This window comes from Brevibacillus sp. FW306-2-1A-C05A, from assembly GCF_058781555.1.
The window spans coordinates 46,453-63,929 of record NZ_JBYSWV010000030.1 but is presented as its reverse complement, the minus strand read 5'-3'; the positions used below and the strand labels follow the sequence as shown (position 1 = coordinate 63,929).

The window sequence follows — 17,477 nt, the reverse complement described above, 5'->3', positions numbered from 1 at the left end:
GGTTGATAGGTTCGGTGTGGAAGCGCGGCAACGCGTGGAGCTGACGAATACTAATCGGTCGAGGACTTATCCACACACTCTTAGCAAACATGCAGATCCAGTTTTCAGGGAATGAAATAAGCCTCTTTACCTCACAATGGGTAAGGAGGCTTTTGTTTTTACACGACCAGACAGGCTTCGTGCTTCACAATTGCTAGTGAATTTTTTGTCGACAAGTTAGGCCGAATGACCGACAAGTTCCCTCTTGCAGAGCGGTCTCGGGGTAGACTAACATGATAAGGTACCCGATCCAGGCGTTGGAGTAGGCGAGGCAAGGTTATGAAGGAGAATAGGCATGAAAAAAATTCTAATCTTTTCCGCTTCCATCGGTAACGGTCATAATCAGGCAGCGAGAGCGATGCAGGAAAGCCTGGCTGAGAATGGTTGCACCTCCATGATAATTGATACGTTGGAATATATCAGTCCTACATTTCACAAGATTTTGTTGGAAAGTTACATGAACCTGCTGAGATTGTCGCCGAAAATGTGGGGGAGAATTTACCATAACACCGAAAAAAGCCGTTTTTTTGATATGAACGTCCTGATGAACAAGCTGTTGGCAAACAAGCTGAAAAAGCTGATTAACAGCGTTCAACCGGATGCCTTTATTGCTACGCATCCTTTTGCCAGTTGCATGCTGTCTGTGCTGAAGGGCAGAAATGACTGGACGGAACCGATCTACACGATCATTACCGACTATACGATCCATCCCTCATGGATTAATCATCACATCAATTATTACTTCATTGGACATGAACAGTTGTACTATCTGGTCGACATTTACCGACAAGATCACCAGAAATTCATTCCGATGGGGATTCCGATCATGCGCAAGTTCCGCATGCCGCTTGATGCCAATGAGATCAAGCAAAGGCTTGGACTCGCGCCAGAGCAAAAATGCATCCTTCTCTCCGGGGGAGGTCTCGGCCTCGGTTCGATGGAAAAAGTTCTCGATGGACTGGAAGCCATCAACCTTCCGCTGAAAACATTTGTCATGACCGGAACCAATGAAAAGCTGTACAAAAAAGTGACGAATAAAACGTACCGTCATGAGGTAGTCCCCCTCAAATTCATTAACAACTTCCATGAGTATTTGGAGGTTGCCGATTTGATCGTCACCAAATCCGGCGGACTGACATCTGCCGAAGTGATGAGCAAGAGGGTGCCCATGATTATTTACAACCCGCTGCCAGGACAGGAAGAGAGAAACAGCCACTTCCTGCTAAACAACGGCTGCGCCGTACACGCCAATTTGTCCGAGCAGCTCATTTACTTTATCGATGAATTGTTGCACAGTCCGTCAAAAGTTGACTACATGCGACGGATGGGGCAAAAAATATCAAAGCCGGATGCCGCCCAGCGCATCGCAGAATTTATTTTGGATGATATGAGTATGCTGCAAGCAACCACTAACGAAAGTTCGTAGAACGGGCTAACAGGAGGAAGCGCATGAGTATGCCGTTTGCCATTTTCTTTGATATGGATGGCACATTGCTGCAGACGGAGAAGTTGTCGACGCCCGCTTTTTTGCGGACATTTGAGCGATTGAGAGAAAAAGGCTTGTGGGCAGGCGAGACGCCAAGCGAGGAAGAGTTGGTCAACGTGCTCGGACTGACTGTCGAGCAGGTCTGGAAAAAGCTTTTGCCAGGCGCAAATGAAGAAGCTGTCCGCGCGGCGGATGCTTTTTTGCTGGAAAACGAAATTGCTTTGCTCAAAGAAAAAGTGACCGATTTGTACTCTGGCGTGAGGGAGACGTTGGAACAGCTCCACGCCAAGGGGATTCCGCTGTTTGTCGCGAGCAACGGACAGAAGGAGTACATTGAAGCCATCTGCCAGGAGTATGCACTCAATCCGTTGCTGACGGATTTGTACTCGGCGGGACGGTTCCGCACGCGCTCCAAAGTGGATCTGGTAGCCAAGCTCATCGCCGACTACCAGGTAGAACAGGCGGTCATGGTAGGCGACCGCCATTCCGATGTAGAGGCAGGAGTAAAAAACGGCCTGTTTACCATCGGATGTGACTTCGGCTTCGCCAAGCCAGGAGAACTGGACGGGGCAAATGTCGTCATTACGCAGTTTCCGCAATTACTGGATCATTTGCCGGCAATCGACACCAAATCGCAAAGACTGACATAAACCATTCCTTTAGAGGAGTGGTTTTTTCTGTATAAAACATAAAACGCTTCGACAATTCATGAGCCGAGACGTGCCGCTTGCCGTCGACAAAACGGTCGTGCCGTTACTGTTTTGGATGGTTTCAAGCGCCCGCCTTTTGCCCACACTAGAAAGTGTATCGATCACTTGCAAGCGCGTCGCAAACCCATTATAATTAAAGTCAAAGATAGTCAAAGTCAGTAGCAAGCACATACACATATGGAATAGGAGGCGATGACTTGCGTAACATCTCGGACATCATTGAACAACACTTAAAAGGCATTTTGACACAAAGTCCCAATGGCTCGATCGAGATCCAGCGTAGTGAGCTTGCCGACTTATTTCAATGTGTGCCGTCTCAAATCAACTACGTCATCAATACGCGATTTACGGTACAAAAAGGGTACATTGTAGAGAGCAAGCGTGGGGGCGGCGGCTATATCCGCATTCGCAAGGTGCAGATTGTGAGCAAGGCGCGATTGCAGGAATTGCTGACCGAAGAGCTGATTGGCGAAAGCATCTCGCAGAGTGTAGGGAACGCGATTGTAGAGAGGCTGCAGGAAGAAGGTTTGGTCAACGCCAAAGAAGCAGCCTTGATGAAAATCGCCACCTCCCGAAATGTTTTGACTCTGGAGTCTGAATTACGGGATCGTTTGCGGGCAAATATATTAAAGCAGATGATTGCGGCTATCTTGTTGAAGTAAATGAAGCATGTGTTAGGGGGTAGGATGTAATGAACTGTGAGGAATGCGGAAAACGACCGGCGACACTGCATTTGACGAAAATCGTCAATGGTGAAAAAACCGAATACCATATTTGTGAGCATTGCGCTTCCGAAAAAGGGGACGTCTTTACCGGATTTCACAACTTCAGCATCAACAATCTCCTGTCAGGACTGTTAAAATTTGATCCCATGCAAAAAAACGGACGCGAGCCTGCGCCCAGCAAGCCGCTCCGCTGCGAAACATGCGGACTCACGTATGCCCAGTTCAGCAAAAGCGGCCGATTTGGCTGCAGCGATTGCTACACCTTCCTGGGTGACCGGCTCGATCCGTTGTTCCGCCGCATTCACGGCAATACGCAGCATAGCGGCAAGGTTCCGGAACGCACAGGCGGGCAGTTGAAAATCCGCAAAGAGCTGGAGCAGCTAAAACGTGCGCTGCAAAACCACGTCGCCAGCGAAGAGTTTGAAAAAGCGGCTGAAATGCGCGACCGAATCCGTGCGCTGGAACAAAAAATCGCTCAATCGTAACAAGGGGAGGTAAGCTGGTCATGTCACAAAAGCAGTTTATGCAAAACCCGTGGAGCAATTGGATGAAAGGAGAAGGTCCTGATTCCGATATCGTCATCAGCACACGGCTGCGCATCGCCCGAAACCTGCGCCAGCACCCTTTTCCGTTATTGGCAACCGACTCGCAAGGCGAGGAAGTCGTCAGAAAGGTAACGGAAGTGAGCGAATCGGAGGCCATGCGCAAGCGCCAGCCGCTGCAGGTTCTCCATATGGACCAGATCAATCCGCTGGAAAAACGGGTGCTGGTGGAAAAGCATCTCATCAGTCCGCACTTGGCGGAGGAATCGAGAAAAGGCGCTGTGCTCCTGAGTCCTGACGAGTCTGTCAGCATTATGGTGAACGAAGAGGACCACATTCGGATTCAGGTGCTGTTGCCAGGGTTTCGTTTGAATGAAGCATGGGAAATAGGAACCAAAATAGATGATATTTTCGAGAAGCATCTGAACTTCGCGTTCGATGAGACGAGAGGCTACCTCACGAGCTGTCCGACCAACGTCGGTACGGGGATTCGCGCCTCTGTCATGCTGCATTTGCCTGCATTGGTGATGACGCAGCAGATCAGCAGAATTTTGCAGGCGATTAATCAAGTTGGTCTGGTCGTTAGAGGAATTTACGGGGAAGGCAGCGAAGCTCTAGGAAACCTGTTCCAGTTGTCTAACCAGGTCACGCTCGGAATGTCGGAAACCGATATTCTCTCCAACCTCTACGGCGTTGCCAGACAGATTATTGAGCAGGAACGCGTAGCACGTACTTATTTGCTGGAGCATACGCGCATATCTTTGGAAGACCGCATTTTCCGTTCTTACGGGATTTTGCTGTATGCGCGCACTGTGGAGTCCAAGGAAGCAGCCCAACGCCTCTCTGACGTCCGCCTCGGCATTGACCTTGGCATCATCCCGGGGGTATCGCCTCTGGTGATGAACGAGCTGCTGGTGACGACTCAGCCGGGCTTCCTGCAGCAGCATGCAGGACAAAAGCTGACGCCAGACCAGCGCGACGAGCGAAGGGCACGGTTGATTCGGGAGAGGCTCAGTGCGACAGGACCAGCATGATTGGCAAAACATAAGGCATCAACAGAAGTGAACCTATAGAGAAAAACACGGTTATACGGAGGTGTACGATATGATGTTTGGACGTTTTACAGAACGAGCACAAAAAGTACTGGCGCTTGCCCTGGAAGAGGCAGTGCGTCTCGGTCACAAAGATATCGGGACGGAGCATGTACTGCTGGGACTGATTCGAGAAGGCGAAGGGATTGCTGCCAAGGCTTTGCAATCGCTCGGACTTGGACTCGATAAAATCCAGAGCGAAGTGGAGTCGTTGATCGGACGCGGAACAGAGCAGTCCGGTAGTAATTACACACCAAACTATACACCTCGCGCCAAAAAAGTAATTGAACTGTCCATGGACGAAGCGCGCAAACTGGGTCATACCTATGTGGGCACAGAGCACATCCTGCTCGGGCTGATCCGCGAAGGCGAAGGCATCGCCGCAAGAATCATGAACAACCTCGGCGTCAGCTTGAACAAGGCGCGTCAGCAAGTGCTGCAGCTTTTGGGCAGCTCGGAAATGATGGCGTCGCATCAGCCTTCCGGCGGCAATCCTGCGGCGAATACGCCTACGCTGGACGGATTGGCTCGCGACCTGACGGCAATCGCACGCGATGGCGGACTGGACCCTGTGATCGGCCGTCAAAAAGAAATCGAGCGTGTAATTCAAGTATTGAGCCGGCGCACCAAAAACAACCCGGTACTGATCGGGGAGCCTGGTGTGGGGAAAACGGCCATCGCAGAAGGTCTCGCGCAAAAAATCGTCAACAACGAAATTCCGGAGACGCTGCGTGACAAGCGCGTCATGACGCTCGACATGGGAACCGTTGTGGCGGGCACCAAATATCGCGGAGAATTCGAAGACCGCCTGAAAAAAATTATGGATGAAATCCGCCAGGCAGGAAACATCATCCTGTTCATTGACGAGCTGCATACACTCATCGGCGCAGGCGGTGCGGAAGGCGCGATTGACGCCTCCAACATCCTCAAGCCGGCTCTCGCTCGCGGCGAGCTGCAATGCGTCGGGGCAACCACGCTCGATGAATACCGCAAATACATCGAAAAAGACGCTGCGCTGGAGCGCCGTTTCCAACCGATTCAGGTGGATGAGCCGACGGCAGAGGACGCGATTCGCATCCTGCATGGCTTGCGTGACCGTTACGAAGCCCACCACCGTGTAAAAATTACCGATGAAGCCATCGAGCAGGCAGTGAAGCTGTCTGACCGTTACATTACCGACCGTTTCCTCCCGGACAAGGCGATTGACCTCGTCGACGAGGCAGCGTCCAAGGTGCGCCTGCAATCGTTCACGGTTCCGCCAAACCTCAAAGAGCTGGAAGGCCGTCTGGAAGAGGTGCGCAAGGAAAAAGACGCGGCTGTGCAATCGCAGGAGTTTGAAGAGGCGGCGGCCCTGCGCGATCAGGAACAGAAGCTTCGCGAAGAACTGGACAAAACGAAAAAAGACTGGAAAGAACGCCAAGGCCAGTTGAACATGGAAGTGACGCCAGAGGATATCGCGACTGTCGTCGCTAGCTGGACGGGAATCCCTGTTCTGAAGCTGAAGGAAGAGGAAACAGAGCGCCTCCTGAAAATGGAAGAGATTTTGCACGATCGCGTCATCGGTCAGGACGAAGCGGTCAAATCCATCTCCCGCGCGATTCGCCGTGCCCGTGCCGGTCTGAAAGACCCGAAACGCCCAATCGGCTCGTTTATTTTCCTCGGCCCGACAGGCGTGGGGAAAACCGAACTGGCCCGTGCCGTGGCAGAGACGCTGTTTGGAGACGAGGACGCCATGATCCGCGTCGACATGTCCGAGTACATGGAGAAACACTCCACTGCCCGTCTGGTAGGGGCTCCTCCAGGGTATGTCGGCTTTGACGAAGGCGGCCAGTTGACGGAAAAAGTGCGCCGCAAGCCGTACTCCGTCATCCTGCTGGATGAGATCGAGAAGGCGCATCCGGATGTTTTCAACATTTTGCTCCAGGTGCTCGATGACGGCCGATTGACGGACTCCAAGGGCCGTACCGTAGATTTCCGCAACACCGTCGTCATCATGACCTCCAACGTCGGAGCCAGCATGATTAAGAAAAACACGACACTCGGTTTCACCACCAACGATACCGAGAAAAAATATCAGGATATGAAGGACAAAGTCATGGATGAGCTGAAAAAGAGCTTCCGTCCGGAGTTCCTGAACCGCATCGACGAAGTCATCGTGTTCCACTCCTTGGAGCAGGAGCATATCGAGCAAATCGTATCGCTGATGACCGACGAGCTGCGCAAGCGTTTGAAAGAACAAAGCATTGATTTCCAATTGACGGAAGATGCCAAAAAGCTGCTGGCAAAAGAAGGCTTCGATCCAGCGTACGGGGCGCGCCCGCTGCGTCGTGCCATTCAGCGCCATATCGAAGACAAATTGTCGGAAGAACTGCTCAAGGGCAACATCAGCAAGGGCGACACAGTCAACATCGAGGCCGAAGAAGGCAAACTGGTCGTCAAACGACTGGAAAAAACAAAATCGTAAGCTGGGCGAAAAGCATCATGAAGAATGCCTCCTGTTTTGGGAGGTATTCTTTTTTTGGCTGCACAACTATGATAAAAGTAGAGAAGAAAATCCAAGTGAGGGTAGCGATTATGGCAAAGTATAAAACGAAATACGCGTGTCAAGAATGTGGCTATGAATCGCCAAAATGGATGGGAAAATGCCCGGGCTGCAATAGCTGGAATACATTGGTGGAAGAAGTGACAGTCAAGGCGGCGCACCGCCACGAAGGGCTGAGCGGCGGCACGCGCCAGTCGGCTATCCCTTTGACGCAGGTAGCCAGCGAAGAAGAGCCGCGCATGGATACGACCATTGGCGAGTTGAACCGCGTGCTCGGGGGAGGGCTTGTCCCAGGCTCGCTCATCCTGGTCGGCGGCGATCCGGGTATCGGCAAGTCCACACTGCTGTTGCAGACCTCTTTTGCTCTGGCTCATCAGGGGGCCAAAGTGCTGTACGTATCCGGGGAGGAGTCCGCGAAGCAGATCAAGCTGCGCGCAGACCGGCTGCATATGCAGACGCCCCCGATGTTTGTATTGGCAGAAAATGATTTGGATTTGATCGAACAGCATATTAATCAAGTAGACCCTCATGTGTTGATTATCGACTCGATCCAGACCGTGTTCCATCCCGCTGTTCAGTCTGCGGCCGGAAGCGTCGCGCAGGTACGCGAGGCGACAGCCCAGTTGATGCGGATTGCCAAGGGCAAAGGAATCTGTACTTTTATTGTCGGCCACGTGACCAAAGAAGGCTCGATCGCAGGTCCTCGTATGCTTGAACATATGGTGGACGCAGTTCTCTATTTTGAAGGCGAGCGCCACAATACGTTCCGGATTTTGCGCGCTGTCAAAAACCGTTTTGGTTCGACAAACGAGATCGGTATTTTCGAGATGAAGGATCGCGGTCTGGAAGAGGTCGCAAACCCTTCCGAGATTTTTCTGGCTGAGCGTCCCTTCGGCGTGGCTGGCTCCACCGTCGTAGCCAGCATGGAAGGCACCCGTCCAGTCCTGGTGGAGCTTCAGGCACTCGTGGCACCGACCAGCTTCGTTACGCCCCGGAGAATGGCTACAGGCGTCGATCACCAGCGTGTGGCGATGATTATGGCTGTTTTGGAAAAGCGCATGGGCATGATGCTGCAAAATCAGGACGCGTATGTCAACGTGGCCGGGGGCGTCCGCCTGGATGAGCCTGCTGTCGATTTGGCGATCGCCGTCAGCATCGCCAGCAGCTTTCGCGACCATGCCACCAATCCGCACGACGTCGTGATCGGGGAGATTGGCCTGACAGGAGAGGTGCGGGGCGTATCGCGCATTGAACAGCGCGTGCGGGAAGCGCACAAGCTCGGCTTCAAACGCGTGATTATACCGGAGAAAAACATTCGCGGCCTGGATGCGCCAGACGACATTCAGGTGATCGGCGTCAGCAATATTGCAGATGCTTTGAACGAGGTGATAAGGAGGTAAGGGCGGAATATGCAGGAGAACACGAAAAGAACTCCGCAGTTCGGCGATGTGCTTCGTTTGGTCGCACCAGGGACGCAGCTTCGCGAAGGGCTTGAAAATGTTTTGCGCGCCAAAACCGGCAGCCTGATCGTCGACGGCGGTTTTTCCATCAATTGCGACTTTTCTCCTGCCCATTTGTATGAATTGGCGAAGATGGATGGGGCGATTATAGTAAGTGAAGATGCCAAACGAATCTTGTACGCCAATACCCAACTGTTTCCGCCTGCTTCCATCCACACCAGCGAGACAGGTACTCGGCACCGGACTGCGCAACGGACAGCGATCCACACGAGCTACCTGGTCATCGCCATATCCCGGCGGGGTAATGTCATCACCTTGTACCAAGGAAATTTCCGCTATGTGCTCAATGAGATCAGCGTTATTCTCGCCAAGGCTAACCAGGCAGTATCCACCCTGGAAAAATACAAGGCGGTGCTCGATCAGGCATGACCAATCTCGGCGCACTGGAATTTGAAGAGCTGGTCACCTTGCACGAAGTCGCCTCTGTCTTGCAGCGAATCGAGATGGTGCTGCGGATCAAAACGGAGATTTCCAAGTACATATGCGAGCTGGGAGCAGAAGGCAGGCTCGTCAGCATGCAACTGGAGGAGCTTGTGTCGAATATTGAGGAAGAAGCGCAAATGCTCATTCGCGACTACGCCAAGGACGTGGCGCATGCTCCAGACGCAGTGCTGCGCGAGATGAAAAAGCTAAGCTCCGAGGAAGTGCTGGAGCTCGGGTCTTTCCTGCGTGTTCTCGGGTTTTCCGCGAGTGCCAGCATGCTGGAAGAATCGGTGTCGCCAAGGGGATACCGGATTTTGTACAAAATTCCCCGACTGCCACTTTCCATCATCGCCAATTTGGTCGAGCATTTTCATTATTTGCCGAGAATTATGATGGCGACGATTCAGGAATTAGACGAGGTGGAAGGAATTGGCGAAGTGCGCGCCCGGGCTATCAAGGAGGGCCTGAAACGGATTCAGGAGCAAGTGTTCATTGACAGGCACATTTAAAGTAGAATAGGATAAAGGCATTATTTGTTATTCAACATTTGCCCAGGGGACTTGAAAGCAACAGCAAGTTTGACAGGATACACTGTCTCCTCTGCAAAAGAAATCAGGAGGTAGTCTATGTTCGTGAAATCGTTGCCGAACATGCTAACCGTAAGCAACTTGTTTCTGGGAGTCTTGGCAATCATACTTGCGTTTCGAGGCGATCATTACGTCGATTACGCGGCGATTACGGTCATCATCGGTATGCTGGCGGACGGACTGGATGGACGCGTCGCTCGCATGCTGAATGCGCAAAGTGAATTCGGAAAGGAACTCGACTCGCTTTCTGACGTCATTACGTTTGGGATAGCTCCGGCTTTCATCATGTATGTTGTTGTCCTGCAGCACTTCGATTGGCTTGGGATTCTCGTTACCGCCATCTTCCCGATCTGTGGTGCGCTCCGTCTGGCCAGATTCAACGTCCAGGCCGGAGTTCCGGGATATTTCATCGGGCTGCCGATCACGGCTGCCGGTGGCGTGCTGGCCACGCTGGCCCTGTATCATCAAGTTTTCAATCCGGTACTGCTTGCGGTGAGCATGCTGCTTCTGGCTTTCCTCATGGTATCGAAGGTCAAGTATCCGAACTTCAAGAAGGTCGGGATTCCAAAATCGGCCTACTGGATTACGCCGATCATCATCGCCATCGTCGTTGTGGTTGCGATCAAGTATCCGCAGCAGTTTCCCAAAATCGTCTTCCTGCCGCTTGCTTTCTATGCCCTGTATGGAATAAAAAAAAACGTTGACTTTCTCGTCAAAAAATTACGCAAGCGCAAGAACAAGGAAGAAGAATCTGTGCCATTTGAATAAGCCAGGCAATGAAAAAACCCGCGCTGCGATGTGCGGGTTTTTCGCTTTTGGATGCAACTTTTTGTAGGGTTCATTCGTAATACGAGTGTGGGGTTAAGAAAGATTGAACACACCCAGCGTATTCAGCCGGTTCGATTCTTTTTGCAAGACGTCCTCCAGCTTGATGTCTGTAATGTTGCACAAGGCGGTCAGGTAAAAAAGATTTTTGCCAAGCTCTGCTGTGACTACGTCGCGACAATGCTCGCATAGTGGGCCGTTAAAGTGAGTGTCCAGATGGGACTTGTTCTCCTCCAGGTTTTTGCTTGCGTCGTAGGTTTGCTTTTTGGCTACCACTTCAACACAGCCGCATTCGGTGATGGCTTTCGTCAGGGAGCGGTTGATGCGAGACGCTGTTTCCTGAACTTTGGACATGACGTCCAGTACGCTTCGATGTCGGATCAAAAGCTCGGATACTTGTGCTTGAAAGTCGTCTACATCTCGTTTGTCCATATCGATTCACCTCTGCTTTAAGCTGTTCGTATCGTCACAATTTTCGCTCATTGTGTTACTGCCATTATAAGAAGGGAGTCTGGCCGCTGTCAATTTGCCTGGGAAGGAAACAGGTGTTTGAGGTTGACGAGAAAATGGCAACTATGTTAAAATTTTTGGCTATTTGACATGGTAAAATCATTTTTGCTATAGTGAGGGAAAGCGATAATGAAGCAATTTCGCTATTTGGAAAGAAACAGGGTTTTACTCATAGGCTTCTGTCTATAATTAATAAAAGGAGGTGAAGGCATGGTACGCCGCATAGGAAAAATCTTTTTTGTCTTGGTTGGCGGTGGCTTGGGGTACCAATACGGTACAGAGCTGTTTTCGCTGCTCAACCCGTTGTTGAATTTTGGAGTAGTTGCTGGAGCGCAATATATTGGGGCGGTACTTGGTGCCATTCTGTTCTTCTTTTTAGCTAATTGGCTGTTGGACTACATTTTGAGGGTAGTTCGCTGGGGAGAAGAGACGCTCGTCAAAATGCCGATTGTTGACGTGATGTTCGGAGCGATGGGGTTGATTAGTGGTCTTATTGTTGCCTTTTTATTATTCCTGCCCATCAGTAAAATTCCGATTCCGCTAATAGGTGATCTGTTGCCACTGGTTGTTTCCGGGTTGCTCGGCTATCTGGGCTTTCAGGTAGGGTTTCGCAAGCGGGACGAGATTATGTCGGTTTTCTCTATTGGACGCAAGGATAAGAAAAAGGAACAGGCTGCTGCGACGACCAATGTCGAGCACAAGATTTTGGATACGAGCGTCATCATTGACGGACGCATTGCAGATATTTGCCGCACGGGCTTTTTGGAGGGCGTGCTGGTCATTCCGGGCTTTGTCCTGGAGGAGCTGCAACACATCGCGGATTCCTCGGATGTGCTGAAGCGCAACCGCGGCCGCCGTGGTCTGGACATCCTCAACAAGATCCAGAAGGAAATGAAGGTCAAGGTGCAGATTTGGGAAGGCGACTTTGAAGAAGTATCCGAAGTGGACAGCAAGCTGATTAAGCTGGCGAAGGTCATGAACGGAAAAGTCGTCACCAACGACTTCAACCTGAACAAAGTGTGCGAGCTGCAAGGCGTGGCGGTATTGAACATCAACGACTTGGCTAACGCCGTGAAGCCGGTCGTGCTGCCAGGGGAAGAAATGAACGTGCAAGTCATCAAAGACGGCAAAGAGCACGGTCAGGGCGTTGCTTATCTCGACGACGGCACGATGATCGTCGTGGAAGGCGGACGCGAATACATCGGCAACGACGTGGACGTATTGGTCACCAGCGTGCTGCAAACGTCAGCGGGACGGATGATCTTCGCCAAGCCGAAGCTGCTGGAAAGAGCGCTGTAAGGCGAGAAGTACAAGACGGGAGAGGAAAGAAAACGTGAGTACAGGGGTCGTGATCGTTGCTGCCGGTTCCGGCAAAAGAATGGGCGGTCAACGAAACAAATTGTGGTTGCCGCTTGCAGGAGAGCCGATCTTGGCTCACACCGTTCGCCTTTTCGCTTCGCATCAGGAGATCGACCAGATCGTCCTGGTCGTGAGCGAAGCGGACTACGCCGACGTGCTTGCCTTGGTGGATGCGGAAAAGCTGCAAGTCACCGTCACCTTGGGCGGCGCCGAACGGCAGGACAGCGTCAGAAACGGTCTGGCGTCACTGGCTTCATCCTGTACCTACGTGCTTGTTCACGATGCTGCCCGACCTTTCGTCACGCAGCAGCAGATCAGCGACATGCTCCGGCAGGTGCGGCGCGATCAGGCCACGATCATGGCCGTGCCTGTCAAGGATACGATAAAAGTGGTGGGGGCCACAGGGCTTGTGGAGGCTACCCCGGCACGGGAAAGCTTGTGGGCGGTTCAAACCCCACAAGCTTTTCGTATGTCTTTGCTGCGAGAGGCGCATGAGGCGGCAGAAAAAGCGGGCAAGCTCGGTACGGATGACGCGATGCTGGTCGAATGGCTGGGGCATCCTGTGTCCGTCATGCAGGGAAGCTATGAGAATATTAAGATCACGACGCCGGATGACCTGTGGCTCGGTGAAGAGATCATGCGTAAGCGAAGGGGAGAGTAAATCATGCGTATTGGACAAGGATTTGATGTGCATCAACTGGTGGAAGGTCGTCCGTGCATTATCGGCGGCGTCACCATTCCGTATGAAAAAGGCTTGCTGGGCCATTCTGACGCCGATGTGCTGCTGCACGCCATCAGCGACGCGATTCTCGGAGCGATTGGCGAAGGCGACATCGGGCGCCACTTCCCGGATACGGACCCTGCCTTCAAGGGAGCTGACAGCGTCGTGCTGCTCGAGCATGTGTGGAAGCTGGCAAAAGAGCGTGGCTATCGCCTTGGCAACGTAGATGCGACGATTATCGCGCAAGCGCCGAAAATGGCTCCTTACATACCGCAAATGCGCGAAGTCATTGCCCGTGTGCTGGAGGCAGAAGACGCCTCGCAGGTAAACGTGAAGGCGACGACTTCGGAAAAGCTCGGTTTTACGGGCAGAGGAGAAGGAATCGCGGCCCAGGCTGCATGCTTGCTTGTCAAGTAAAGGGGCAAGGTGTAACATAAAGCCTTAGAAACGTATTCATGAAGGATCATAGCCTTTTACATTCACAAGGATGGTGCTAAAAATGGCGAAAGAAATCCGCACGCGTTATGCGCCGAGTCCTACGGGGCATTTGCACATCGGCGGTGCGCGAACAGCGCTTTTTAACTATCTGTTTGCCAAACATCACGGCGGTTCGTTTATCGTTCGGATCGAGGATACGGACCAAACGCGCAATAAGGAAAATGCCGATGAAGAGCAAATGAAGAACTTGAAATGGCTCGGAATCGAATGGGAAGAAGGCACCGATGTGGGCGGCCCCTACGGCCCGTATCGCCAAACCGAGAGATTGGACATTTACCGTAAATATATCGATCAACTGCTCGCAGAAGGCAAGGCGTACTACTGTTACGCGACCAAGGAAGAGCTGGATGCCGAGCGCGAAGAACAACTGGCGCGTGGAGAAACTCCGCGTATTCTGGAGAAGCATCGCCATGTGACAGAAGAGCAGCGCGCGCAATACGAAGCGGAAGGCCGTGTGCCATCCATTCATTTCCTTGTGCCGGATAACCGCGAATACGTAGTCAACGACCTGATCCGCGGACAGGTGACATTCAACTCCAACGAAATGGGCGACTTCGTCATTTGCCGTCCGGACGGTATCCCTACCTACAACTTCGCGGTTGTGATCGACGACTACCTGATGAAAATCAGCCACGTCATTCGCGGCGAGGAACATCTCTCCAACACGCCTCGCCAATTGATGATCTACGAAGCGTTTGGCTGGGAAGCGCCTGACTTCGCCCACTTGGCACTGATTCTCAACCAGGATGGCAAAAAAATGTCCAAGCGCGATGAAAGCATTTTGCAATTCATCGAGCAATACCGCGATCTTGGCTTCCTGCCAGAAGCAATCGTGAACTTCCTCGTTCTTTTGGGCTGGTCTCCAGGTGGCGAAGAGGAAATTTTCCTCATGGACGATTTGGTCAAGCTGTTCTCCATGGAGCGCGTGAGCAAGTCGCCGGCAGTATTTGATGCGACAAAAATGAACTGGATGAACAACTACTACCTGAAGCGTCAGCCGCTCGATCTGATTACCGACATGTGCATTCCGCACCTGCAAAAAGCGGGCTTTATCGAGGAAACGCTGTCTGACGAGAAGCGGGAGTGGGTGCGCAGCATTGTCGCGCTGTACCAGGAGCAAATGTCCTACTGTGCCCAAATCGTTCCATTGGCCGCTCTTTTCTTCCTGGACGAAGTGGTGTACGATGAAGAGGCGACAATGGTACTGAAAGAACCGCAGTTTCCGGAAGTTCTCGCTTCTTTTGTGAAACACCTGTCGGCCCAGGATGCATATAATGTGGATGTCATCAAAGCGGTGCTGAAGGACGTGCAAAAGGAAACGGGTCAAAAAGGCAAAGCGCTGTTCATGCCAGTACGTGTCGGCACAACGGGTCAAGCGCACGGGCGCGACTTGGCAGAGACGCTGTACCTGCTCGGACGCGACAAAGTGTTGGCGCGTGCCCAGCGTGTGATTGCAAACGGAAAATAGCCTGTAAAGGGCCAGTGATATACAAACGAATGCGACGATCAGGAGAAGTACGGCAGGATACACGTTTACAGAGAGGATGGAAAGGTGAGAGCCATCCAGCGTGCCCTGTTCGGAAATGCGCCTGTGAGCAATGAGCTGAACGTGTCTGACTGTTTGGACGACATCAGTAGGTGCCATCGGTTCCCGCCGTTATCGGGATGTAGAGCGAGATCGTGCGACTGGCTTTCTTTTGGCCGGATGAACAGCGATCTAAGCAGAGTGGAACCGCGGTAAACCCCGTCTCTGTCCCTTCGTCCTTGAAGGGGTGGAGGCGTTTTTCTTTTGCAGCAAAAAAATCTGGCAGGAATTTCAGGCAGGAGGTGCCACCCAACTATGTTCGCACAGATGAAAGATGACATTCAGGCTGTATTTGAAAGAGACCCGGCAGCACGCAGTGCATTGGAAGTTGTCATGACCTATTCAGGTCTGCACGCCATATGGGGGCACCGGATTGCCCACAAGCTCTGGAAAGCGGAGTGGTACACGCTTGCGCGGATTGTGTCGCAGGTTACCCGCTTTTTCACCGGGATCGAAATTCATCCGGGCGCGCGAATTGGCAGAGGTTTGTTTATCGACCACGGTATGGGCGTGGTCATCGGGGAGACATGTGAAATCGGCGACAATGTCACCATCTATCAGGGCGTCACGCTCGGGGGAACCGGGAAGGAAAAAGGCAAGCGCCATCCCACAATCGGCAACGATGTCATTATCGCGACGGGGGCAAAAGTGTTGGGTTCTTTCAAAATTGGCGATAATTCAAAGATAGGGGCTGGCGCAGTCGTTTTGCAGGAAGTGCCGCCCAACTCGACCGTAGTAGGGATCAAGGCACGCATCGTCATTCAGGATGGCAAACGCGTCAAACACGATCTGGACCACGTCAACATGCCTGACCCGGTTGCAGACACGATTCGTCTGATGCAAAAGGAAATCGATCAATTGCGCAAAGAATTGGAGCTTTTGAGGGAGGATAAAAAGAACCATGGGCATTCAACTGACTAATACGATGACACGACGAAAGGAACCGTTCGTCACATTGGAGCCGGGCAAGGTGAAGATGTACGTATGTGGACCGACCGTGTACAACTACATTCACATTGGAAACGCCCGTCCCGCTATTGTTTTCGACACGCTTCGACGTTATTTGAAATACCGCGGCTACGAAGTGACGTTCGTGCAAAACATTACCGATGTGGACGACAAACTGATTCGGGTAGCCAACCAGGAAGGAACGACGGTCAAGGAAGTAGCAGATCGCTACACCGATGCGTACAACGAGGACCTGCGTGCGCTGAACGTGTTGCCGCCTGACATTCAGCCGCGCGTCATGCAGACGATTCCGGAGATCATTTCGTTCGTGGAAGGGCTGATCGAAAAAGGCTACGCGTACGAGAGCGAAGGCGACGTCTATTTCCGCACGGGGCGTTTTCAGGAATACGGCAAGCTCTCGCACCAGCCGCTGGACGATTTGCAGGCAGGCGCTCGCGTAGAGATCAACGAGAAAAAAGAGCATCCGCTCGACTTCGCGCTCTGGAAGTCTGCGAAGGAAGGCGAAGTAACCTGGAGCAGCCCGTGGGGCGAAGGCAGACCAGGCTGGCATATCGAATGTTCGGCGATGGCCCTGAAGTTTTTGGGCGAACAGATCGACATTCATGCGGGCGGAACCGACCTTGTGTTCCCGCACCACGAAAACGAAATCGCGCAGTCCGAGTGTTTTACCGGAAAAGTGTTTGCCCGCTACTGGCTGCACAACGGGATGCTCAATATCGACAACGAGAAAATGTCGAAATCCCTCGGAAACTTTTTGCTCGCTCGCGATCTGTCCAAAAAATTCGGCGGCCAGTTGATCCGTTTCTTCATGCTGCAAGGCCACTACCGCAACCCGATCAATTTCAGCGAGGAGCTGCTGGAGCAGGCAGCGAACGGCCTGGAGCGCATCAAAACGGCTTACACGAACCTCTCCCACCGCCTGGATACGGCAAGAGACGAGGAGCCGAACGGCCAGGCCGAGGAACAGCAGCGCATCATCAATGAGCTGAGAGAACGGTTCATTACTGAAATGGACGACGATCTTAATACAGCCAATGCCATCACGGTCATTTTCGACGTGGTGAAGGAAGCGAACCTGTATTTGCGCCACCAAAATGTAGGGGCCGGAGAGGTTCGCGCCTATATGGAGCTGCTCGTGGAATTGACAGAAGTTCTCGGACTTGAGATTGCCGAGGAGCAGGAGCTGGTGGACAGTGAGATCGACGCGCTGATCGCAGAGCGCACAGAGGCGCGCAAAGCGAAAAACTTTGCCCGCTCTGACGAAATTCGCGACCTGCTCGCGGCAAAAGGAATCGTGCTGGAGGACACGCCACAAGGTGTTCGCTGGCGCCGAAAATAAGGGGCC

General features: G+C 52.4%; 15 protein-coding genes, 1 pseudogene and 1 other annotated feature. Of the genes and pseudogenes, 15 read left to right on the top strand and 1 reads right to left on the bottom strand.

Annotated features, from left to right (window positions below; genetic code table 11):
- Positions 1–334: 334 nt before the first annotated feature.
- From AC3WJN_RS17540 to pssA, 9 genes and pseudogenes are all read left to right on the top strand, one after another.
- Positions 335–1,465 carry an MGDG synthase family glycosyltransferase gene (locus AC3WJN_RS17540; RefSeq protein ID WP_005828915.1) on the top strand — a complete coding sequence of 377 codons (1,131 nt, stop codon included), beginning with the start codon at positions 335–337 and terminating at the stop codon, positions 1,463–1,465.
- Between the two features lie 23 nt (positions 1,466–1,488).
- Complete coding sequence (locus AC3WJN_RS17535; RefSeq protein WP_007787045.1) at positions 1,489–2,175, top strand: HAD family hydrolase; 687 nt, start codon at positions 1,489–1,491, stop codon at positions 2,173–2,175.
- A gap of 257 nt (positions 2,176–2,432) precedes the next feature.
- On the top strand, positions 2,433–2,897 hold the full coding sequence (locus tag AC3WJN_RS17530; RefSeq protein ID WP_005828913.1) for a CtsR family transcriptional regulator: 465 nt from the start codon (positions 2,433–2,435) through the stop codon (positions 2,895–2,897).
- A gap of 29 nt (positions 2,898–2,926) precedes the next feature.
- Positions 2,927–3,445, top strand: coding sequence for a protein-arginine kinase activator protein McsA (gene mcsA, locus AC3WJN_RS17525; RefSeq protein ID WP_005828912.1), 519 nt, complete (start codon positions 2,927–2,929; stop codon positions 3,443–3,445).
- A gap of 20 nt (positions 3,446–3,465) precedes the next feature.
- Complete coding sequence (gene mcsB, locus AC3WJN_RS17520) at positions 3,466–4,536, top strand: protein-arginine kinase McsB (RefSeq protein WP_005828911.1); 1,071 nt, start codon at positions 3,466–3,468, stop codon at positions 4,534–4,536.
- A gap of 70 nt (positions 4,537–4,606) precedes the next feature.
- Positions 4,607–7,057: an ATP-dependent Clp protease ATP-binding subunit gene (locus tag AC3WJN_RS17515; RefSeq protein WP_005828910.1), complete on the top strand. Its 2,451-nt coding sequence runs from the start codon at positions 4,607–4,609 to the stop codon at positions 7,055–7,057.
- Positions 7,058–7,167: 110 nt separating this feature from the next.
- A complete protein-coding gene (gene radA, locus AC3WJN_RS17510; RefSeq protein ID WP_005828909.1) occupies positions 7,168–8,535 on the top strand; it encodes a DNA repair protein RadA in 1,368 nt (455 codons plus the stop codon).
- Positions 8,536–8,544: 9 nt separating this feature from the next.
- Positions 8,545–9,587, top strand: a pseudogene (gene disA, locus AC3WJN_RS17505) (DNA integrity scanning diadenylate cyclase DisA).
- Between the two features lie 117 nt (positions 9,588–9,704).
- Complete coding sequence (pssA, locus tag AC3WJN_RS17500) at positions 9,705–10,433, top strand: CDP-diacylglycerol--serine O-phosphatidyltransferase (protein ID WP_005828908.1); 729 nt, start codon at positions 9,705–9,707, stop codon at positions 10,431–10,433.
- A 93-nt stretch (positions 10,434–10,526) separates the two neighbouring features.
- On the opposite strand, the gene AC3WJN_RS17495 is transcribed toward pssA, so the two are convergent.
- Positions 10,527–10,922: a nucleoside triphosphate pyrophosphohydrolase family protein gene (locus AC3WJN_RS17495; protein ID WP_005828907.1), complete on the bottom strand. Its 396-nt coding sequence runs from the start codon at positions 10,920–10,922 to the stop codon at positions 10,527–10,529.
- 288 nt (positions 10,923–11,210) lie between these two features.
- On the opposite strand from AC3WJN_RS17495, the gene AC3WJN_RS17490 reads away from it, so the two are divergent.
- The 6 genes from AC3WJN_RS17490 to cysS all read left to right on the top strand — a co-directional run bounded on the left by AC3WJN_RS17490 (position 11,211) and on the right by cysS (position 17,471).
- On the top strand, positions 11,211–12,299 hold the full coding sequence (locus tag AC3WJN_RS17490) for a PIN/TRAM domain-containing protein (RefSeq protein ID WP_005828906.1): 1,089 nt from the start codon (positions 11,211–11,213) through the stop codon (positions 12,297–12,299).
- 34 nt (positions 12,300–12,333) lie between these two features.
- Complete coding sequence (ispD, locus tag AC3WJN_RS17485; RefSeq protein WP_005828905.1) at positions 12,334–13,020, top strand: 2-C-methyl-D-erythritol 4-phosphate cytidylyltransferase; 687 nt, start codon at positions 12,334–12,336, stop codon at positions 13,018–13,020.
- A gap of 3 nt (positions 13,021–13,023) precedes the next feature.
- The gene (ispF, locus tag AC3WJN_RS17480; protein ID WP_005828904.1) at positions 13,024–13,497 is read left to right on the top strand and encodes a 2-C-methyl-D-erythritol 2,4-cyclodiphosphate synthase; all 474 of its coding nucleotides are present in this window, start codon (positions 13,024–13,026) and stop codon (positions 13,495–13,497) included.
- A gap of 82 nt (positions 13,498–13,579) precedes the next feature.
- Positions 13,580–15,046 (top strand): glutamate--tRNA ligase, encoded by a 1,467-nt coding sequence (gene gltX, locus AC3WJN_RS17475; RefSeq protein WP_005828903.1) that lies wholly within the window; start codon positions 13,580–13,582, stop codon positions 15,044–15,046.
- 25 nt (positions 15,047–15,071) lie between these two features.
- Positions 15,072–15,333: a binding site (T-box leader), on the top strand.
- Positions 15,334–15,418: 85 nt separating this feature from the next.
- Positions 15,419–16,084, top strand: a complete 666-nt coding sequence (gene cysE, locus AC3WJN_RS17470) for a serine O-acetyltransferase (RefSeq protein WP_005828902.1) — start codon at positions 15,419–15,421, stop codon at positions 16,082–16,084.
- Complete coding sequence (gene cysS, locus AC3WJN_RS17465) at positions 16,065–17,471, top strand: cysteine--tRNA ligase (RefSeq protein WP_005828901.1); 1,407 nt, start codon at positions 16,065–16,067, stop codon at positions 17,469–17,471. The genes cysE and cysS overlap by 20 nt, the downstream gene beginning before the upstream one ends.
- The last annotated feature ends 6 nt before the right edge of the window (positions 17,472–17,477 follow it).

What these genes read in the sequence shown, in the direction of transcription:
- AC3WJN_RS17540 (WP_005828915.1), top strand. Translation starts at nt 335, where the DNA reads ATGAAAAAAATTCTAATCTTTTCCGCTTCCATCGGTAACGGTCATAAT.
- AC3WJN_RS17535 (WP_007787045.1), top strand. Translation starts at nt 1,489, where the DNA reads ATGAGTATGCCGTTTGCCATTTTCTTTGATATGGATGGCACATTGCTG.
- mcsA (WP_005828912.1), top strand. Translation starts at nt 2,927, where the DNA reads ATGAACTGTGAGGAATGCGGAAAACGACCGGCGACACTGCATTTGACG.
- mcsB (WP_005828911.1), top strand. Translation starts at nt 3,466, where the DNA reads ATGTCACAAAAGCAGTTTATGCAAAACCCGTGGAGCAATTGGATGAAA.
- AC3WJN_RS17515 (WP_005828910.1), top strand. Translation starts at nt 4,607, where the DNA reads ATGATGTTTGGACGTTTTACAGAACGAGCACAAAAAGTACTGGCGCTT.
- radA (WP_005828909.1), top strand. Translation starts at nt 7,168, where the DNA reads ATGGCAAAGTATAAAACGAAATACGCGTGTCAAGAATGTGGCTATGAA.
- pssA (WP_005828908.1), top strand. Translation starts at nt 9,705, where the DNA reads ATGTTCGTGAAATCGTTGCCGAACATGCTAACCGTAAGCAACTTGTTT.
- AC3WJN_RS17495 (WP_005828907.1), bottom strand. Translation starts at nt 10,922, where the DNA reads ATGGACAAACGAGATGTAGACGACTTTCAAGCACAAGTATCCGAGCTT.
- AC3WJN_RS17490 (WP_005828906.1), top strand. Translation starts at nt 11,211, where the DNA reads ATGGTACGCCGCATAGGAAAAATCTTTTTTGTCTTGGTTGGCGGTGGC.
- ispF (WP_005828904.1), top strand. Translation starts at nt 13,024, where the DNA reads ATGCGTATTGGACAAGGATTTGATGTGCATCAACTGGTGGAAGGTCGT.
- gltX (WP_005828903.1), top strand. Translation starts at nt 13,580, where the DNA reads ATGGCGAAAGAAATCCGCACGCGTTATGCGCCGAGTCCTACGGGGCAT.
- cysE (WP_005828902.1), top strand. Translation starts at nt 15,419, where the DNA reads ATGTTCGCACAGATGAAAGATGACATTCAGGCTGTATTTGAAAGAGAC.
- cysS (WP_005828901.1), top strand. Translation starts at nt 16,065, where the DNA reads ATGGGCATTCAACTGACTAATACGATGACACGACGAAAGGAACCGTTC.